Below are 15,210 nucleotides of genomic sequence, written 5' to 3' on the forward strand. Positions count from 1 at the left end.
AAGGGTGCCGCTCCCGCATCTGTCGACTGACTTCGCACGCCGCCGACCGCGGCGGCTCCTGGAAGGAACTCCCGAAAGTGAAGCTTCAGCGCACGAACCGGCTGCGCGCCGTCTCTCTCGGTGCGATCGCCGTCTCCAGCGCCCTGGCCCTGACGGCGTGCGGCTCCGACAACACCAGCACTGGGAGCACGGCGTCCGGTGGTCCCTCGACGTCCACCAACGCCTCCGCCATCAAGTGTGACGGCGCCAAGGGCCAGCTGCTGTCCGACGGCTCCTCCGCGCAGAAGAACGCGATCCAGGCCTGGGTCAAGAACTTCTCGCAGGCCTGTGGCGTGCAGATCAACTACAAGGCCGGCGGTTCCGGCGCCGGTGTCACCGCGTTCACGCAGGGCCAGATCCCGTGGGCCGGTTCCGACTCCGCGCTGAAGCCCGACGCCGTCGCCGCCTCCAAGAAGGTCTGCTCCAGCGGCGGCCAGGGCATCGACCTGCCGATGCTCGGCGGCCCGATCGCCGTCGGTTACAACGTGAACGGCGTGGACAACCTGGTCCTGGACGCCCCGACCATCGCCAAGATCTTCGACGGCAAGATCACCAACTGGAACGACCCGGCGATCGCCGCGCTGAACAAGGGCGCCAAGCTCCCCGACCTGAAGATCCAGGCCTTCCACCGCTCGGACGACTCCGGCACCACGGACAACTTCACCAAGTACCTGAAGGCCGCCACCCCGGAGAACTGGAAGTACTCGGGCGGCAAGACCTGGCAGGCCCAGGGCGGTCAGTCCGCCGCCCAGTCCTCCGGTGTGGCCCAGCAGGTCAAGCAGACCAACGGCGCCATCGGCTACTTCGAGCTGTCCTACGTCGGTGACGGCATCAAGGCGGCCAGCGTCAACACCGGTGCCTCCGCGCCGGTCGCCCCGAGCAGCGACAGCGCCACCAAGGCCATCGCGGACGCCAAGGTCGTCGGCACCGGCCAGGACCTGTCCCTGAAGCTGAACTACAACACCAAGGCTGACGGTGCCTACCCGATCACCCTGGTGACGTACGAGATCGTCTGCGACAAGGGCAACAAGCCCGACACCCTGCCCACCGTCAAGTCCTTCCTCAACTACATCGCGTCCGAGGACGGCCAGAAGATCCTCAGCGGCATCAGCTACGCGCCGATGCCCGACGAGATCATCAGCAAGGTCCGCACCACCATCGCCGGCCTGAGCTGACCTGATCCGTGAGTGCGGTCCGGTGCCTGTACGGGCCGGGCCGCACCGTCCGGTGCACCGCCGCCATGAGCCGCGTCACCCACCCGGTGAACGGCTCCGCAGACCGGAGAACCTGATGGACATATCGACCAAGAAGACAACTGACGCACCTCCCCCCACCCCCCAGCCCGCCGATGCCGGGCACAGGCGCGCTCCGCGCGGCGCGACCCGCCCCGGTGACCGCATCTTCCTCGGCCTGTCCCGCGGCTCGGGCATCCTGCTGCTGGTGATCATGGCCGCGATCGCGGTCTTCCTCAGCTACCGCGCGTCCCTCGCGATCAGCAAGGACCACGGGAACTTCCTGACCACCTTCGAGTGGAACACCAACGTCATCCCGCCGTCCTTCGGCATCGCCGTCCTGGCCTTCGGCACCGTGGTCTCCTCGGTCATCGCCATGGCCCTGGCCGTGCCGGTCGCGGTCGCGATCGCGCTGTTCCTCACCCACTACGCCCCGCGCAAGCTGAGCGGTCCCGTCGCCTATGTGGTCGACCTGCTCGCTGCCGTGCCGTCCATCGTCTACGGCCTGTGGGGCGCCCTGATCCTCGTACCGCACCTGAACGGCCTGTTCGGCTGGCTGAACGACTACCTCGGCTGGACCGGGATCTTCTCCTGGCAGGGCGGTGCCCCCCGCTCCCTGCTCACCGTCGGCATCCTGCTCGCGATCATGATCCTGCCGATCATCACCAACGTGAGCCGTGAGGTCTTCCGCCAGGTCCCGCAGATGCACGAGGAGGCCGCGCTGGCCCTCGGTGCCACGCGCTGGGAAGTGATCCGCATGGCGGTCCTCCCCTTCGGCCGCTCCGGCGTGATCTCGGCCTCCATGCTGGGCCTCGGCCGCGCCCTCGGCGAGACGATGGCCGTCGCCACCGTGCTCTCGCCGACCTTCGACATCCAGACCAGCTTGCTCGACCCGGGCGGCGGCACCTTCGCCCAGAACATCGCCAGCAAGTTCGGCGAGGCGACGCAGGACGGCCGGGACGCGCTCATCGCCTCCGGTCTCATCCTGTTCGTCATCACCCTGCTGGTCAACGGCGCGGCCCGCGCGATCATCGCCCGCCGCAAGGAGTACTCGGGGGCCAACGCATGAGCACCGCTCTTGTCACCGACAAGCTGCCCAACAGCCTGCGCAGCGCACGTCTGCCGAAGTGGTCGCCCTGGGCGATCGCCGCCGGCTCCGTCGCGGTCGCCGTGGGCATCGGCCTGGGCGCCGGACTGAGCAGCAAGGTCCAGTGGGGTCTGATCGCCGCGATCCTGTTCGTCGTCGGCACCTTCGTCATCTCGACGGTGGTCGAGGGCAAGCGGCAGGCCAAGGACCGCATCGCCACCTCCCTGGTCTGGGTGGCCTTCCTGATCGCGCTCGTTCCGCTGATCTCGCTGATCTGGACCACCGTCAAGCGCGGTGTGAAGGTCCTCGACCCCTACTTCCTCACCCACTCGATGGGCATCGTCGCCGACACCGACCCGGGCGGCGGCATCTACCACGCCATCATCGGCAGCCTGGAGCAGGTCGGCCTGGCCACCCTGATCGGCGCCCCGATCGGTGTCCTCACGGCGGTCTACCTGGTCGAGTACGGCCGTGGCGGCCTCGCCCGCGCGGTCACCTTCTTCGTCGACGTGATGACCGGTATCCCGTCCGTCGTCGCGGGTCTGTTCATCCTCAGCCTCATGCTGATGTTCAACATGGAGCCCTTCGGCTTCGCCGGCTCGCTGGCCCTGGCGATCCTGATGATGCCGGTCGTCGTCCGCTCCACGGAGGAGATGCTCAAGCTCGTACCGAACGAGCTGCGCGAGGCGTCCCTGGCGCTCGGCGTGCCCAAGTGGCGCACCATCCTGAAGGTGGTCCTGCCGACCTCGATCGGCGGCATCACCACGGGCATCATGCTGGCGATCGCCCGTATCGCGGGCGAGACCGCGCCGATCCTGCTGCTGGTGTGGGGCAACTCCTTCATCAACAACAACCCGTTCTCGGGCGCGCAGCAGGCTCTGCCGCTGTACATCTACCAGCAGTACGCGAACAGCTCGGGTTCACCGGCGGCCTACGACCGCGCCTGGGCGGCTTCGCTCACGCTGATCGCCTTCGTGATGATCCTCAACCTGGTGGCCCGCGGCATCGCCCGCTGGAAGGCCCCGAAGACCGGTCGCTGACGCGGCCATACAGCGACCGAGCTTGAATTTCTGGAAGTGAAGTAGATATGGCCAAGCGAATCGACGTAAGCGGACTGACCGCCTACTACGGCTCCCACAAGGCGATCGAGGACATCTCGATGACCGTCGAGCCGCGTTCGGTGACGGCGTTCATCGGCCCCTCCGGCTGCGGCAAGTCGACGTTCCTGCGCACGCTGAACCGCATGCACGAGGTCACCCCCGGTGGCCGCGTCGAGGGAAAGGTGCTGCTGGACGACGAGGACCTGTACGGCGCGGGCGTCGACCCGGTGTCCGTCCGCCGCGAGGTCGGCATGGTCTTCCAGCGCCCGAACCCCTTCCCCACGATGTCGATCTTCGACAACGTGGCGGCGGGTCTGCGTCTGAACGGCAGCTTCAAGAAGTCGGAACTCAGCGACATCGTCGAGAAGTCCCTGAAGGGCGCGAACCTCTGGAACGAGGTCAAGGACCGCCTGAACAAGCCCGGCTCGGGCCTGTCGGGTGGCCAGCAGCAGCGTCTGTGCATCGCGCGGGCGATCGCGGTCGAGCCGAAGGTCCTGCTGATGGACGAACCGTGCTCCGCCCTGGACCCGATCTCGACCCTCGCCATCGAGGACCTGATCGGCGAGCTGAAGGAGCGCTTCACGATCGTCATCGTGACGCACAACATGCAGCAGGCCGCGCGCGTCTCGGACCGTACGGCGTTCTTCAACCTGGCGGCCGTGGGCCAGCCGGGCCGCCTGATCGAGATCGACGACACCGAGCGGATCTTCTCCAACCCGTCGGTCCAGGCGACGGAGGACTACATCTCCGGCCGCTTCGGCTAGGCCGGTACCGGACCCCTCGCGGTGCTGCATGGCGGTGCCACCGCGAGGACGCAAGAGGGCCCGCCCCTGGCTCCCGGGGGCGGGCCCATTGCGTTCGGGTGCGTTCGGCTCCGGTGCCGTGACCGGGGGCTTCGTAGAAAGGCGAACGCCCACTCGACTGGGGCGGCTTTTCGGCCGACCGGGTCGAGTGGGCGGGTGGCCAGGGGCAGGGTTACAGCGCCACCAGCTTGACGATCCCGAACGCCAGCGCAGCGACCAGTGCCGCCGCCGGCATCGTGATGAACCAGCCCAGCACGATGTTCTTGGCCACGCCCCAGCGCACGGCGTTCACGCGCTTCGTCGCGCCCACGCCCATGATCGCCGAGGTGATGACGTGGGTCGTGGAGATCGGCGCCTTGAAGAGGAACGCGGTGCCGAACATGATCGAGGCGCCGGTCGCCTCCGCGGCGAAGCCCTGCGGGGGGTCCAGCTCGATGATCTTGCGGCCCAGGGTGCGCATGATGCGCCAGCCGCCCGCGTACGTGCCCAGCGACAGCATCACCGCAGAGACGATCTTCACCCACACCGGGATCGGATCGCCGAACGTCTCGTGGCCGGAAATCACCAGGGCCATGACGACCACACCCATGGTCTTCTGGGCGTCCTGGAGGCCGTGGCCCAGGGCCATGCCTGCCGCCGAGACCGTCTGCGCCATGCGGAAGCCCCGCTTGGCCTTGTGCGGGTTGGCGCGGCGGAACAGCCACATGATGGCCAGCATGACCAGGTAGCCGACGATCAGGCCGACCACCGGGGACAGGAACATCGGGATGATGACCTTGTCCACCACGCCGTTCCAGTGGACGCCGGTGCCGCCCGCCAGGGCCGCGCCCACCAGGCCGCCGAACAGGGCGTGGGAGGACGAGGACGGCAGGCCGTAGTACCAGGTGATCAGGTTCCAGGTGATGGCGCCGAGGAGGGCCGCGAAGAGGATGCCCATCCCCGTCGAGCCGGACGGGGTCTCGATCAAGCCTTCGCTGACCGTCTTGGCGACGCCCGAGCCCAGGAAGGCGCCCGCCAGGTTCATCACCGCGGCCATCGCCAGCGCCGCCCGCGGCGTCAGCGCGCGGGTCGACACCGACGTGGCGATCGCGTTCGCCGAGTCGTGGAAGCCGTTCGTGTACGTGAAGAAGAGCGCGACCAGGATGGTCACGATGAGGGCGAAGGTGTCCATCGACGCCTCAGGACTCCTTGACGGCGATGGTCTCCACCGTGTTCGCCACGTGCTCGAACGCGTCCGCCGCCTCTTCCAGGACGTCCACGATCTGCTTGAGCTTGAGCACCTCGATCGCGTCGTACTTGCCGTTGAAGAGCTGGGCCAGCAGCTTGCGGTGGATCTGGTCCGCCTGGTTCTCCAGACGGTTCACCTCGATCCAGTACTCGGTCAGGTTGTCCATCGTGCGGAGGTTCGGCATGGCCTCCGCCGTGAGCTCCGCCGCCCGCGCCAGTACCTCGATCTGCTGCTCGACGCCCTTCGGCAGTTCCTCGATGTTGTAGAGGACCACCAGGTCGACGGCTTCCTCCATGAAGTCCATGATGTCGTCGAGGGACCCGGCGAGGGAGTAGATGTCCTCGCGGTCGAACGGCGTGATGAACGAGGAGTTCAGCTGGTGGAAGATCGCGTGCGTGGCGTCGTCACCCGCGTGTTCCGCGGCCCGCATACGCTCTGCGATCTCGGCCCGGGCAGGTGCGTCCGCCCCGAGCAGTTCCATCAGGAGTTTCGAGCCGGTGACGATGTTGTCCGCGGATGCGGCGAACATGTCGTAGAAGCTCGTCTCCCTGGGGGTCAGACGAAAGCGCACAAGGGGTCCTCAGGGTGCATCGGTTTCGGTCAGGCTGATGCTAGGCGCATCATCCGGCCACGGCTATCGGGCCGCATCCCAGTGTCGCCCATCAGGCAGAGTGATCAGCACGGGGGCGTACCAAGGGCCCCATACCCAGCAAAATTCGTTACCATATACCCAGTAGGGGTATGTTCCGGCTCGCCCCTGGATGGAGGCCTGTGATGACGACGACCGAGGCCGGCGCCACGCACGGCTATCACCAGCAGAAGGACGAGCACCTCAAGCGGCTGCGCCGCATCGAGGGGCAGATCCGCGGGCTGCAGCGGATGGTCGACGAGGACACGTACTGCATCGACATACTCACCCAGGTCTCCGCCTCCACCAAGGCCCTGCAGTCCTTCGCGCTCCAGCTGCTGGAGGAGCATCTGCGGCACTGTGTGGCCGACGCGGCCCTCAAGGGCGGTGACGAAATCGACACCAAGGTGGACGAGGCGACGAAGGCGATCGGCCGCCTCCTGCGCTCCTAGACCCCCACAGGATCTAGCCCTCGCGTTCCTCGGCGACCCGCAGCACCTCGTCGATGCTCTCCAGGCTGAGCCGGTCCTCGGCGGCCGAGGCCGCGATGATCAGCTCTCCGCACAGCTCGATCTCGGCGAGGGCCTCGTGGTCCTGAACCGCCGTGCCGCCGACCGGAGCCACCCGCCTCACCTCTTCCCTGCCGTCACCGACTTCCTAGAGTAGGCAGCGCTCTACACACCGCGCATGGCACGGACGGGCTACTTACGGGGTGGCCCGGAATGAGCCACGGCCTAGTGCTCGTCCTCCGCGATCCGGCCCGCGTAGATGTCCTGCGGACGCGGCAGCCGCACGTCGGCCGGGGCGCCGAAGCCGTACAGCAGGGTGGTCGAGGCGACCGCGACCGGGGTCTTCTGCCGGCCGTTGACGAAGCTGAAGCGCTGTCTGAGCTTGCGGATCCGGCCCTGGTCGTCGAGATAGGCGTCGAACGGGACCTCGGCCGTGGCGAACCCTTTCGCCGCCGCCTCCAGAGGCGCCCGGTTCGCGGCGGAGGCGCCGCGGGCCGCGTCGGCCAGGTCCGCCGTCCCCCGGTAGTGCCGTACGGGGGTGCCGCCGACCTCGGTCCGGCCGACGTAGACGGCCGTACGGGTCCCGCGCAGCACCTCGGCCGCCGTGTACGGATCGGTCGCGCCGCCGGTGACCAGATTGCCGTCGGACACCGTCGCGGTGTCCACCCGCACCCACTTGTCGGCGGGCACACCCGCACCCCGGTTCTTCATGAACAGGGCGCCGGGGGCGAGGAGTTCGGTGATCGGCTGGTGCTCGGCGGTGCCGGCGGGGTCCTCGGGCAGGACGACGGTGAGCCGGCCGAGCCGGTGCCGGTAGTCGTAGACGCCCTTGCCGCGGATGGTGACCCGGGTGCCGCCGGTGGCCATCTCCATGGACGTGGTGGCCTTGGAACTGCCCGCGCCGTCCAGGGTGTCGGCGGCCCGCCGCAGCACGGCGACCGGATCGCCCGCCCCCTTGACGTCGTCGGCGACGGCCCGGCTGTTCGAACAGCCCGTGGCACCCGCCGCTCCGAGGCCGAGCAGGATGCCGACCGCGACGGCCGTTCTGCCCGCGTGCCCGTGCTGCCGCCGGTCCCGCCGTTCCCGCCGATCCATCGCCTGTACCCCCAGCCGGTACGTCCGTCACGGGCCCCCTGTCGTTCCGGTTAACGACGGGTAGGGGGTGCCGTCACGCGCCACGGCGGGCGCATGGCAGACCGGCCGCGCACTCCGGGATCGGTTCGGCCGCACGCTGGGTACCGTTGTCAGCGTGGCGCAGCAGGAGGGGCCGGAGCGACTCCGGCAGGGGCAGGACCACTTCACGACGACGGCGGAGCAGGGCCGGTTCTGTGTGGCCCGGTGCAGTTGCGGCTGGAGAGGCCCGGCCCGCCGCGCGCGCAGCCAGGCCCGTACGGACGCGGAGGCTCACACGGCCAGTCCGTGAAGGGCGTCTGCCACCAGGTCACGGTCGCGGGGCTGGGTGAGGCGGCCGCGGGCGGCGTCGGGGGAGAGCCACAGGATCCGGTCCACCTCGTTGCTCGGTGTGAAGTGGCCGGAAACCGCCTGTGCCGCCCAGTAACGCACCTGCTTCGGGCGGCCGTTGGCCAGATAACGCACCGTCGGCAGCTCGGCGCCGGGCTCGGCCGTGTACCCCGTCTCCTCCGCGACCTCGCGCAGCGCCCCGGCGAGCGGGTCCTCACCCCGTTTGAGCTTGCCCTTGGGGTGGGACCAGTCGTCGTACTTCGGCCGGTGGACCAGGCAGATCTCCAGGTCGCCGGCGACCGGCGAGTGCCGCCACAGCACACAGCCGGCCGCCCGCACCACCAACGTGTCGCTCACACCGCCTCCTCGGGAGAACTCAGGGTGCGCTGACGGTCTGCTTCTGCCAGGCCTGCTGGAACGCGAACCTGGCCGCCTCCACCTCGTGCCGCTGGTCGGCGTGGAGCACCCCGAGCGCGTACGCCGTCGCCGGGGCGATGCGCGGGGTGCGGGCCGCCTGCGCCGCCGCGGCCGCCGCCTCCGAGGCGTCCCGGTGCCGGTTCAGCGCCTGCCCCGCCGCCAACAGCCGTACGTCGACCGGGGCGTTGCCGCCGTTCAGCACCTCCTGGGCGTACCGGTGCAGGCGCAGCAGCAGCCGGACCTGGTGCCAGGGGCCGTCCTGGGGGTGCGGGGACGGATCCGGGGACAGGCCGTGGACCAGGGCCTCCGCGTTGTACGGGTGGCCCGCGGTGACCAGGGGGAGCGCGCCGACGGCGGCTGTCAGCCGCTCCTCCGCGGCGGCTGCCAGGGGGCGCAGGTCGGTGCTCGGGGCGGTGCGGGTGAGGGGGACGTCGCTGGCCAGCAGGGCGACCTTGTCGGCGACGGCGTGGAAGCGGGAGGAGCCGAGGGCTTGGAGCGCCGTGGAGTGAGCTCGGGTCCGGGCGAGGGTGAGCTGGCGGTCGAGCAGGGCGCCTGCTTTGGCTGCGCCTACTGTGAGGTTGCCGCGCTCTGGGGTGGGCGTCACGTTGGCAGGGCCACTGGCGTTGGCGGGGCCACTGGCGTTGCCAGGTGCTTCCCCCACGCTCGGCTTCGCTCGCGCGGGGGGACCCCCATCGCCCACCCGTGCCGCAGCAGCGCCCGCGGCCATGACGTCCACCGTCTGGGCCGGGAGCGCCGCCGCCCCCGACAGCCGGTGCAGTGCCAGCAGCAGCCGTTCCAGGCGGGCCTCGCAGGCGTGCTCCAGGCCCAGCGTGCCGGAGAGCCAGGCCAGTTCGGGCCGCATCTCCTCGGACCAGTCGGCGTCGAGGAGGGGACGGAAGGTGTGCAGGCTGCCGCTGATGCGGCGGGCCGAGCGGCGCAGCAGCCGTGCGGCGTCGACGGACTCCTCCGCGCCGTGCGCCTGACTGCTTCCGGTCTCCCGGTGCAGGCGCAGGGCGCGGAGGAACTCCGTGGCCTGGGCGCGGAGATACCTCGCGAGGGCGTCCCCTGTCGCCGCGCCGTCGGCCGTGGGGTCCGTCGGGTCAAGGTGTTGCTGTGCCACGCCGGCGCCTCCGGGCGTCTATGAGCATCTCCTGGACGTTGCGCAGGGGCTGTCCGTCCCCGTCGGTCGCGTGCCGGGTCCACTCGCCGTCGGGGCCGAGGTGCCAGGAGGCCGTCGTGTCGGACATGCCGGTGTCGAGCAGCCGGTTCAGGGCCGCCCGGTGGGCCGGGTCGACGACGCGGACCAGGGCCTCTATCCGCCGGTCGAGGTTGCGGTGCATCATGTCGGCGCTGCCGATCCACACCTCGGGCTCACCGCCGTTGCCGAAGGCGAACACCCGCGAGTGTTCGAGGAACCGGCCGAGTATGGAACGGACCCGGATGTTCTCCGACAGACCCGGGACGCCGGGGCGGATCGCGCAGATGCCGCGCACCCAGATGTCGACCGGCACGCCCGCCTGCGAGGCCCGGTAGAGGGCGTCGATGACGGCCTCGTCGACCATCGAGTTGACCTTGATGCGGATGAACGCCTGGCGGCCCGCGCGGTGGTGCTGGGCCTCCTTGTCGATCCGCGCGACCAGGCCGTCCCGCAGCGACTTGGGGGCGACCAGCAGGCGCCGGTAGGTCTCGCGGCGGGAGTAGCCGGACAGCCGGTTGAACAGGTCGGACAGGTCCGCGCCGACCTGCGGGTCGGCCGTGAGCAGGCCCAGGTCCTCGTACAGGCGGGCGGTCTTCGGGTGGTAGTTGCCGGTGCCGACGTGGCTGTAGCGGCGCAGGGTCTCGCCCTCCTGGCGGACCACCAGGGACAGCTTGCAGTGCGTCTTCAGGCCGACCAGGCCGTAGACGACGTGGCAGCCGGCCTCCTCCAGCTTCTTCGCCCACTTGATGTTGGCGTGCTCGTCGAAGCGGGCCTTGATCTCGACCAGGACGAGGACCTGCTTGCCGGCCTCGGCGGCGTCGATGAGCGCGTTGACGATCGGGGAGTCGCCGGAGGTCCGGTACAGGGTCTGCTTGATCGCGAGGACGTCCGGGTCGTCGGCGGCCTGCTCGATGAAGGCCTGCACGGACGTGGAGAAGGAGTCGTACGGGTGGTGCAGGAGCACGTCCCGCTGGCGCAGGGCGGCGAAGATGTCCGGCGCCGACGCGGACTCGACCTCGGCGAGGTCACGGTGGGTGCCCGCGACGTACTTCGGGTACTTCAGCTCCGGCCGGTCCAGGCCGTGGATGCGGAACAGGCCGGTGAGATCCAGGGGGCCGGGGAGCGGATAGACCTCCGCCTCGGAGATCTTCAGCTCGCGCACCAGCAGGTCGAGCACCTCACGGTCGATGGACTCCTCGACCTCCAGGCGCACCGGCGGCCCGAAGCGGCGCCGCATGAGCTCCTTCTCCAGGGCCTGGAGCAGGTTCTCGGCGTCGTCCTCCTCGACCTCCAGGTCCTCGTTGCGGGTGAGCCGGAAGGCGTGGTGCTCCAGCACCTCCATGCCCGGGAACAGCTCTTCGAGGTGTGCGGCGATGACGTCCTCGACCGGGACGTACCGGCCGGGGCTGCTCTCCAGGAAGCGGGACAGCAGCGGCGGCACCTTCACGCGCGCGAAGTGCTTGTGGCCGCTGACCGGGTTGCGTACGACGACCGCGAGGTTGAGTGAGAGACCCGAGATGTACGGGAACGGGTGCGCGGGGTCGACGGCGAGCGGGGTCAGCACCGGGAAGATCCGGTGCCGGAAGAGGGTGAACAGGCTGGCCTGTTCCTTCTCGGTCAGCTCGTTCCAGCGGACGAGATGTATGCCCTCCTCCGCCAGCGCGGGGGCGACGTCCTCGTGGTAGCAGGCGGCGTGCCGGGCCATGAGCTCGCGCGAGCGGGCCCAGATCATCTCCAGCACCTCGCGCGGCTGGAGCCCGGAGGCGGACCGGGTCGCCACACCGGTGGCGATACGGCGCTTCAGACCGGCCACCCGGACCATGAAGAACTCGTCCAGGTTGCTGGCGAAGATCGCGAGGAAGTTCGCGCGCTCCAGCAGCGGCGTGTTCGGGTCCTCGGCCAGCTCCAGGACGCGCTCGTTGAAGGCCAGCCAGCTGCGCTCCCGGTCGAGGAAGCGGCCCGCGGGCAGGGGAGTGCCGTCGCCCGGTGTCTCCTCGTACGCGTCCAGGTCCGCGTCGAGGTCGGGCGCCAGGTCGGACGTGACCGCGGCGACCGTACGCGGCCGGTGCGCGGCGATGGAGCCCACGGGGGGCTGCTTGTGCTGTACCTCTGCCTGGGTGTCTGACTGGCTCATAAACCCATTCTTCCGCGTCACGGGCGACACGGGCGCGTCGGAACGTGCGGGCGGGAGCGACACGGCCCCGTTCGGCGCGGTCCCCTCGGGGGGCGGCGAAGGCTCTGGCACGGCGGGCTTCATTGGCCGAGCGTCGCAAGCCCGGCTGAATCAATGGTTACGGAGACATGACGTGCGGGATAGCGGGGGGCGGCTCAAGTGCTACGGCACATGCCGCCCCAGGACCGCATACGCACCGGCAACGGCAAGGGCGCTCAGCACGAGCACCATCCCGGTCGCCGCCAGATGCAGCTCCCAGAACCCCGGCAGGGCATTCCGCAGCGGTTTCCACACCTCCCGCAGATACACCCGTACCACCAGCGTCACCCCGAGCGCCACGGCCAGCGCGGGCAGCACACGGCGCACGGCCAGCGCGCCGAACGCCCCCACGGCCAGCGCGAACAGCGTCAGCGCCGGCAGCAGCGGGCCGCGCGGGATGAACACGCGGTCCCAGGTCCAGTCGGTGACGAGGACGTCCTGGCCGGCGCTCCAGACCCGGCCGAAGGCCACGGCGAGGGCGGCGGCGCCGGCGAGCAGCGGGACGGCGGCCGTCATCAGCGTCGCCGTCAGCCAGCGGGCCGGGGACACGGACTGCGTCCAGGCCAGCTTCGCCGTACCGGACTCCAGCTCGCGCCCGATCAGCGCCGCTCCCGCCCAGGCGGCCACGGCACAGGGGGCGTAGGAGAGGACCTCGCCGAGGAAGTTCACGAGGTTATTGGTGTCGGTGAAGGCGGCGTACGTGCACCAGCCTGCGCGCTCACACACCCGGTCCCGCGGCACCGCCGAGACGTGGACCCAGAGCAACGCGCCCACGCAGAGGACGACGAACGCGGTCCAGACGAGCAGCGCGGGGCGGTGCACCCGCAGTACGCCGGGGTGCAGTCGGGGAACAGTGGCGGTGCTCATACGGCGGCCTTCCCGGTCGGGGCGGTCGTGACAGGTCCCGTCAGCCGGCGCAGCACCAGGAAGCAGGCGAGGACGAGCAGCCCGGTGACGGCCAGGATCAGCGCGCTGGTGGTGAGCTGGAGCGGCCAGTAGTGGGAGGCGGGGTGGTAGGTGCTGTAGTAGCCGGTGGCTTTCGCGAGGACCGCGTGGCAGCTCGCGTCGGAGGAGCAGTAGGGGTCCGGCAGATGGGCGCCGGTCCGGGTCACCAGGCCCTGCTCCACGGTGATGCCCGAGCCGGGGTAGCCCTGCTTGAGGGAGGCGGTCGAGGTGACCGTCGGCCACAGGTGCGGCATCAGCTGCTGGGCGAGGCCCCAGACGCCCGAGATGAACACCACGCCCAGGACCAGCGCGGGCAGAGCACGCCGGAACAGCAGGCCCGCCAGCGCACCGGCCGCGAGCCCGGCGAGGGCCAGCGCGGTGGTGGTGGGGCCGTTGGCGTGGAAGGTGAAGACGTCGTACCAGGTCTTGACCGTGTCGATACGGCCCTGGCCCGCGGCCCAGGCGAGGTGGTGCAGCCAGAACAGCGGGCCCGTGCCGGCGGCGACGACGAGCGCCGGGACGGCGAGGCGGACCGCGAGCCAGCGGGCCGGGGAGGTGCTCTGGGTCCAGGCCAGCCGGGCGGTGCCGGTCTCCAGCTCGCGGCCGGTGAGCGCGGCACCGGCCCAGGCGGCCACCAGGAAGGGCAGCACGTCCAGGGCGGTGGTGGCGTAGTTGTACCAGTCCTTGTAGCGCAGGATCGCGTCCTGGTCGTAGTGGCACGGGCCGCGGAAGTCGCAGGCGTCGTACTGCCGCCACCCCTCGGCGGCCGCGTCGGCGAGCGGTCCGGCCAGCGCGATCAGCACGACGGCGAGGACGACGGCCAGGCCCGCCCAGCCGTACAGCGCGGGCCGGTGCAGGCGCAGTACCCAGCGGATCAGGCGCGGCTTCCCGGCGGCCCGTGCCTGGGCGACCGGTGCGGTGGTGGCGGTCACGCGGCACGCTCCTCGGTGACGGCTACGGCGGTGGTGAGGGCGGGGGCCTGGGGATTGCGCAGGTGGGCGAGGACCAGCTCCTCCAGGGAGGGCACCGAGGCGCGCCAGTCGCCGGTGAGCGGGCCGGCCGGGCGGATCAGCGCGGTGAGCTGACGGCCGGTGGTGCGGGACTCGACCACGGTGTGCGCGCCGAGACCGGCGTCGGCCGCTCCCGTGACCCGGCGGTGGGCGGCGCGCAGGTCGTCGATGTCCCCGGCCAGCCGGATCCGGCCGTCGCCGACCAGCAGCAGATGGTCGCAGGAGTCCTCCAGCTCGGCGACCACGTGCGAGGACATCACGATCGTGGTGCCGTACTGGGCCGCGTCCGCCATCAGCGTGCCCATCAGCTCGTGCCGGGCCAGCGGGTCGAGGTCGGCCATCGGCTCGTCCAGGAGCAGCAGTTCGGGCCGCTTGCCGAGGGCGAGGGCGAGCGCGACCCGGGTGCGCTGCCCGCCGGAGAGGGAACGGATCCGGGCCTTCGGGTCGAGGTCGCCCCCCTTCACGACGTTTTCGGCGACGGCCGCGTCCCAGCGTTCGGGGTTGAGGTCGGCGCCCATGAGGAGGGTCTCGGCGACCGTGAGCTGTGGGTAGAGCGGCTTGTCCTGGGCGACGAAGCCGACCCGGGGGCGGGCCTCGGCCGGGGTGGTGCCGAGCACGGTGAGCCGGCCTTCGGTGGGCGGGAGCAGTCCGGCGGCGAGCGCGAGCAGCGTCGACTTGCCGGCGCCGTTGGGGCCGACGACGGCGCACACCCGGCCAGTGGGCAGCCGGAAGCCGCACTCCCGCAGCGCCCAGCCCCGGCCGCCCCGCCGGCCGAACCGTTTCCCCAGTGCGTCGGCCCTCAGCGCCGTGTCGGTCATGACGGGTCTCCCTGCGAGTGCGTGTCGAGGTGCGTGTCGTCTGCGTCTGCGTCTGCGGTGAAGTGCTGGTCGAGTACGGCGGTGAAGAGCGCGGCCACGTCGTCGCGGTCCAGCCCCGCCTCGCGGGCCTTGCCGGCCCAGGCCTCCAGCTCGGCGCGGAGCGGGGTGTCGGCCGTCGCGGTGCCGAGCGAGCGCCGTACGAAGGTGCCGAGCCCGCGCCGGGCCTCCACCAGTCCCTCGCGTTCCAGCTCCCGGTACGCCTTCAGGACGGTGTTCGGGTTGATCGCGGTGGCCTCCACGACCTCGCGGGCCGTGGGCAGCCGGTCGCCCGGTTCCAGCAGGCCCATGCGCAGGGCCTGTTTGGTCTGCTGGACGATCTGGACGTAGGTGGCGACCCCGCTGTGCCGGTCGATGCGGTACTCGACCACGTCCCCCACCACCCTTTCACTAATTGAGTAGTGAAAGGGTGGTGTAAGCCCGGTCCGGAAGTCAAGCGGGGTTCCGTGAACCGATCGGGGGGTCC

Annotated in this window: 16 protein-coding genes; 5 read left to right on the forward strand and 11 right to left on the reverse strand. The window is 70.5% G+C overall.

The window, feature by feature from the left end:
• The first annotated feature begins 77 nt into the window (after positions 1-77).
• The 4 genes from pstS to pstB all read left to right on the forward strand — a co-directional run bounded on the left by pstS (position 78) and on the right by pstB (position 4,222).
• Positions 78-1,214: a phosphate ABC transporter substrate-binding protein PstS gene (gene pstS, locus O1G22_RS22470; protein ID WP_270082964.1), complete on the forward strand. Its 1,137-nt coding sequence runs from the start codon at positions 78-80 to the stop codon at positions 1,212-1,214.
• A 115-nt stretch (positions 1,215-1,329) separates the two neighbouring features.
• Positions 1,330-2,340 (forward strand): phosphate ABC transporter permease subunit PstC, encoded by a 1,011-nt coding sequence (gene pstC / locus O1G22_RS22475; protein WP_270082965.1) that lies wholly within the window; start codon positions 1,330-1,332, stop codon positions 2,338-2,340.
• A complete protein-coding gene (gene pstA / locus O1G22_RS22480; RefSeq protein ID WP_270082966.1) occupies positions 2,337-3,398 on the forward strand; it encodes a phosphate ABC transporter permease PstA in 1,062 nt (353 codons plus the stop codon). The genes pstC and pstA overlap by 4 nt, the downstream gene beginning before the upstream one ends.
• A gap of 47 nt (positions 3,399-3,445) precedes the next feature.
• Positions 3,446-4,222, forward strand: a complete 777-nt coding sequence (gene pstB, locus O1G22_RS22485; protein WP_270082967.1) for a phosphate ABC transporter ATP-binding protein PstB — start codon at positions 3,446-3,448, stop codon at positions 4,220-4,222.
• A 211-nt stretch (positions 4,223-4,433) separates the two neighbouring features.
• On the opposite strand, the gene O1G22_RS22490 is transcribed toward pstB, so the two are convergent.
• Together O1G22_RS22490 and O1G22_RS22495 are read right to left on the reverse strand one after the other, a co-directional pair.
• The gene (locus tag O1G22_RS22490; RefSeq protein ID WP_270082968.1) at positions 4,434-5,432 is read right to left on the reverse strand and encodes an inorganic phosphate transporter; all 999 of its coding nucleotides are present in this window, start codon (positions 5,430-5,432) and stop codon (positions 4,434-4,436) included.
• A 7-nt stretch (positions 5,433-5,439) separates the two neighbouring features.
• Positions 5,440-6,060: a DUF47 domain-containing protein gene (locus O1G22_RS22495; protein WP_270082969.1), complete on the reverse strand. Its 621-nt coding sequence runs from the start codon at positions 6,058-6,060 to the stop codon at positions 5,440-5,442.
• Between the two features lie 203 nt (positions 6,061-6,263).
• Between O1G22_RS22495 and O1G22_RS22500 the strand changes: the two genes are divergently transcribed.
• Positions 6,264-6,569 carry a metal-sensitive transcriptional regulator gene (locus O1G22_RS22500; RefSeq protein WP_225098091.1) on the forward strand — a complete coding sequence of 102 codons (306 nt, stop codon included), beginning with the start codon at positions 6,264-6,266 and terminating at the stop codon, positions 6,567-6,569.
• A gap of 13 nt (positions 6,570-6,582) precedes the next feature.
• Here O1G22_RS22500 and O1G22_RS22505 read toward each other — a convergent pair whose 3' ends face one another.
• The 9 genes from O1G22_RS22505 to O1G22_RS22545 form a co-directional block, all read right to left on the reverse strand.
• Positions 6,583-6,741 (reverse strand): hypothetical protein, encoded by a 159-nt coding sequence (locus O1G22_RS22505; protein ID WP_225098140.1) that lies wholly within the window; start codon positions 6,739-6,741, stop codon positions 6,583-6,585.
• Between the two features lie 110 nt (positions 6,742-6,851).
• Positions 6,852-7,721, reverse strand: coding sequence for an SCO4651 family lipoprotein (locus O1G22_RS22510; protein WP_270082970.1), 870 nt, complete (start codon positions 7,719-7,721; stop codon positions 6,852-6,854).
• 309 nt (positions 7,722-8,030) lie between these two features.
• Complete coding sequence (locus tag O1G22_RS22515; RefSeq protein WP_270082971.1) at positions 8,031-8,444, reverse strand: NUDIX hydrolase; 414 nt, start codon at positions 8,442-8,444, stop codon at positions 8,031-8,033.
• 19 nt (positions 8,445-8,463) lie between these two features.
• Positions 8,464-9,624: a CHAD domain-containing protein gene (locus tag O1G22_RS22520; protein ID WP_270082972.1), complete on the reverse strand. Its 1,161-nt coding sequence runs from the start codon at positions 9,622-9,624 to the stop codon at positions 8,464-8,466.
• Positions 9,605-11,959, reverse strand: coding sequence for an RNA degradosome polyphosphate kinase (locus O1G22_RS22525; RefSeq protein ID WP_270082973.1), 2,355 nt, complete (start codon positions 11,957-11,959; stop codon positions 9,605-9,607). Before O1G22_RS22525 ends, O1G22_RS22520 begins: the two co-directional genes overlap by 20 nt.
• Before the next feature lie 78 nt (positions 11,960-12,037).
• Positions 12,038-12,781 carry a hypothetical protein gene (locus O1G22_RS22530; RefSeq protein ID WP_270082974.1) on the reverse strand — a complete coding sequence of 248 codons (744 nt, stop codon included), beginning with the start codon at positions 12,779-12,781 and terminating at the stop codon, positions 12,038-12,040.
• Positions 12,778-13,791, reverse strand: a complete 1,014-nt coding sequence (locus O1G22_RS22535; protein ID WP_270082975.1) for an ABC transporter permease — start codon at positions 13,789-13,791, stop codon at positions 12,778-12,780. Before O1G22_RS22535 ends, O1G22_RS22530 begins: the two co-directional genes overlap by 4 nt.
• Positions 13,788-14,687, reverse strand: coding sequence for an ABC transporter ATP-binding protein (locus O1G22_RS22540; protein ID WP_270082976.1), 900 nt, complete (start codon positions 14,685-14,687; stop codon positions 13,788-13,790). The genes O1G22_RS22535 and O1G22_RS22540 overlap by 4 nt, the downstream gene beginning before the upstream one ends.
• Positions 14,684-15,115, reverse strand: a complete 432-nt coding sequence (locus O1G22_RS22545; protein WP_270082977.1) for a GntR family transcriptional regulator — start codon at positions 15,113-15,115, stop codon at positions 14,684-14,686. The genes O1G22_RS22540 and O1G22_RS22545 overlap by 4 nt, the downstream gene beginning before the upstream one ends.
• Between the last annotated feature and the right edge of the window lie 95 nt (positions 15,116-15,210).

Origin of the sequence: Streptomyces camelliae, assembly GCF_027625935.1 — a bacterium.
Lineage (GTDB): Bacteria > Actinomycetota > Actinomycetes > Streptomycetales > Streptomycetaceae > Streptomyces > Streptomyces camelliae.

Coding starts and splice junctions, on each gene's coding strand:
- O1G22_RS22540 (WP_270082976.1), bottom strand. CDS start 14,687: ATGACCGACACGGCGCTGAGGGCCGACGCACTGGGGAAACGGTTCGGC.
- O1G22_RS22510 (WP_270082970.1), bottom strand. CDS start 7,721: ATGGATCGGCGGGAACGGCGGGACCGGCGGCAGCACGGGCACGCGGGC.
- O1G22_RS22490 (WP_270082968.1), bottom strand. CDS start 5,432: ATGGACACCTTCGCCCTCATCGTGACCATCCTGGTCGCGCTCTTCTTC.
- O1G22_RS22530 (WP_270082974.1), bottom strand. CDS start 12,781: ATGAGCACCGCCACTGTTCCCCGACTGCACCCCGGCGTACTGCGGGTG.
- pstB (WP_270082967.1), top strand. CDS start 3,446: ATGGCCAAGCGAATCGACGTAAGCGGACTGACCGCCTACTACGGCTCC.
- O1G22_RS22500 (WP_225098091.1), top strand. CDS start 6,264: ATGACGACGACCGAGGCCGGCGCCACGCACGGCTATCACCAGCAGAAG.
- pstA (WP_270082966.1), top strand. CDS start 2,337: ATGAGCACCGCTCTTGTCACCGACAAGCTGCCCAACAGCCTGCGCAGC.
- pstC (WP_270082965.1), top strand. CDS start 1,330: ATGGACATATCGACCAAGAAGACAACTGACGCACCTCCCCCCACCCCC.
- O1G22_RS22525 (WP_270082973.1), bottom strand. CDS start 11,959: ATGAAGCCCGCCGTGCCAGAGCCTTCGCCGCCCCCCGAGGGGACCGCG.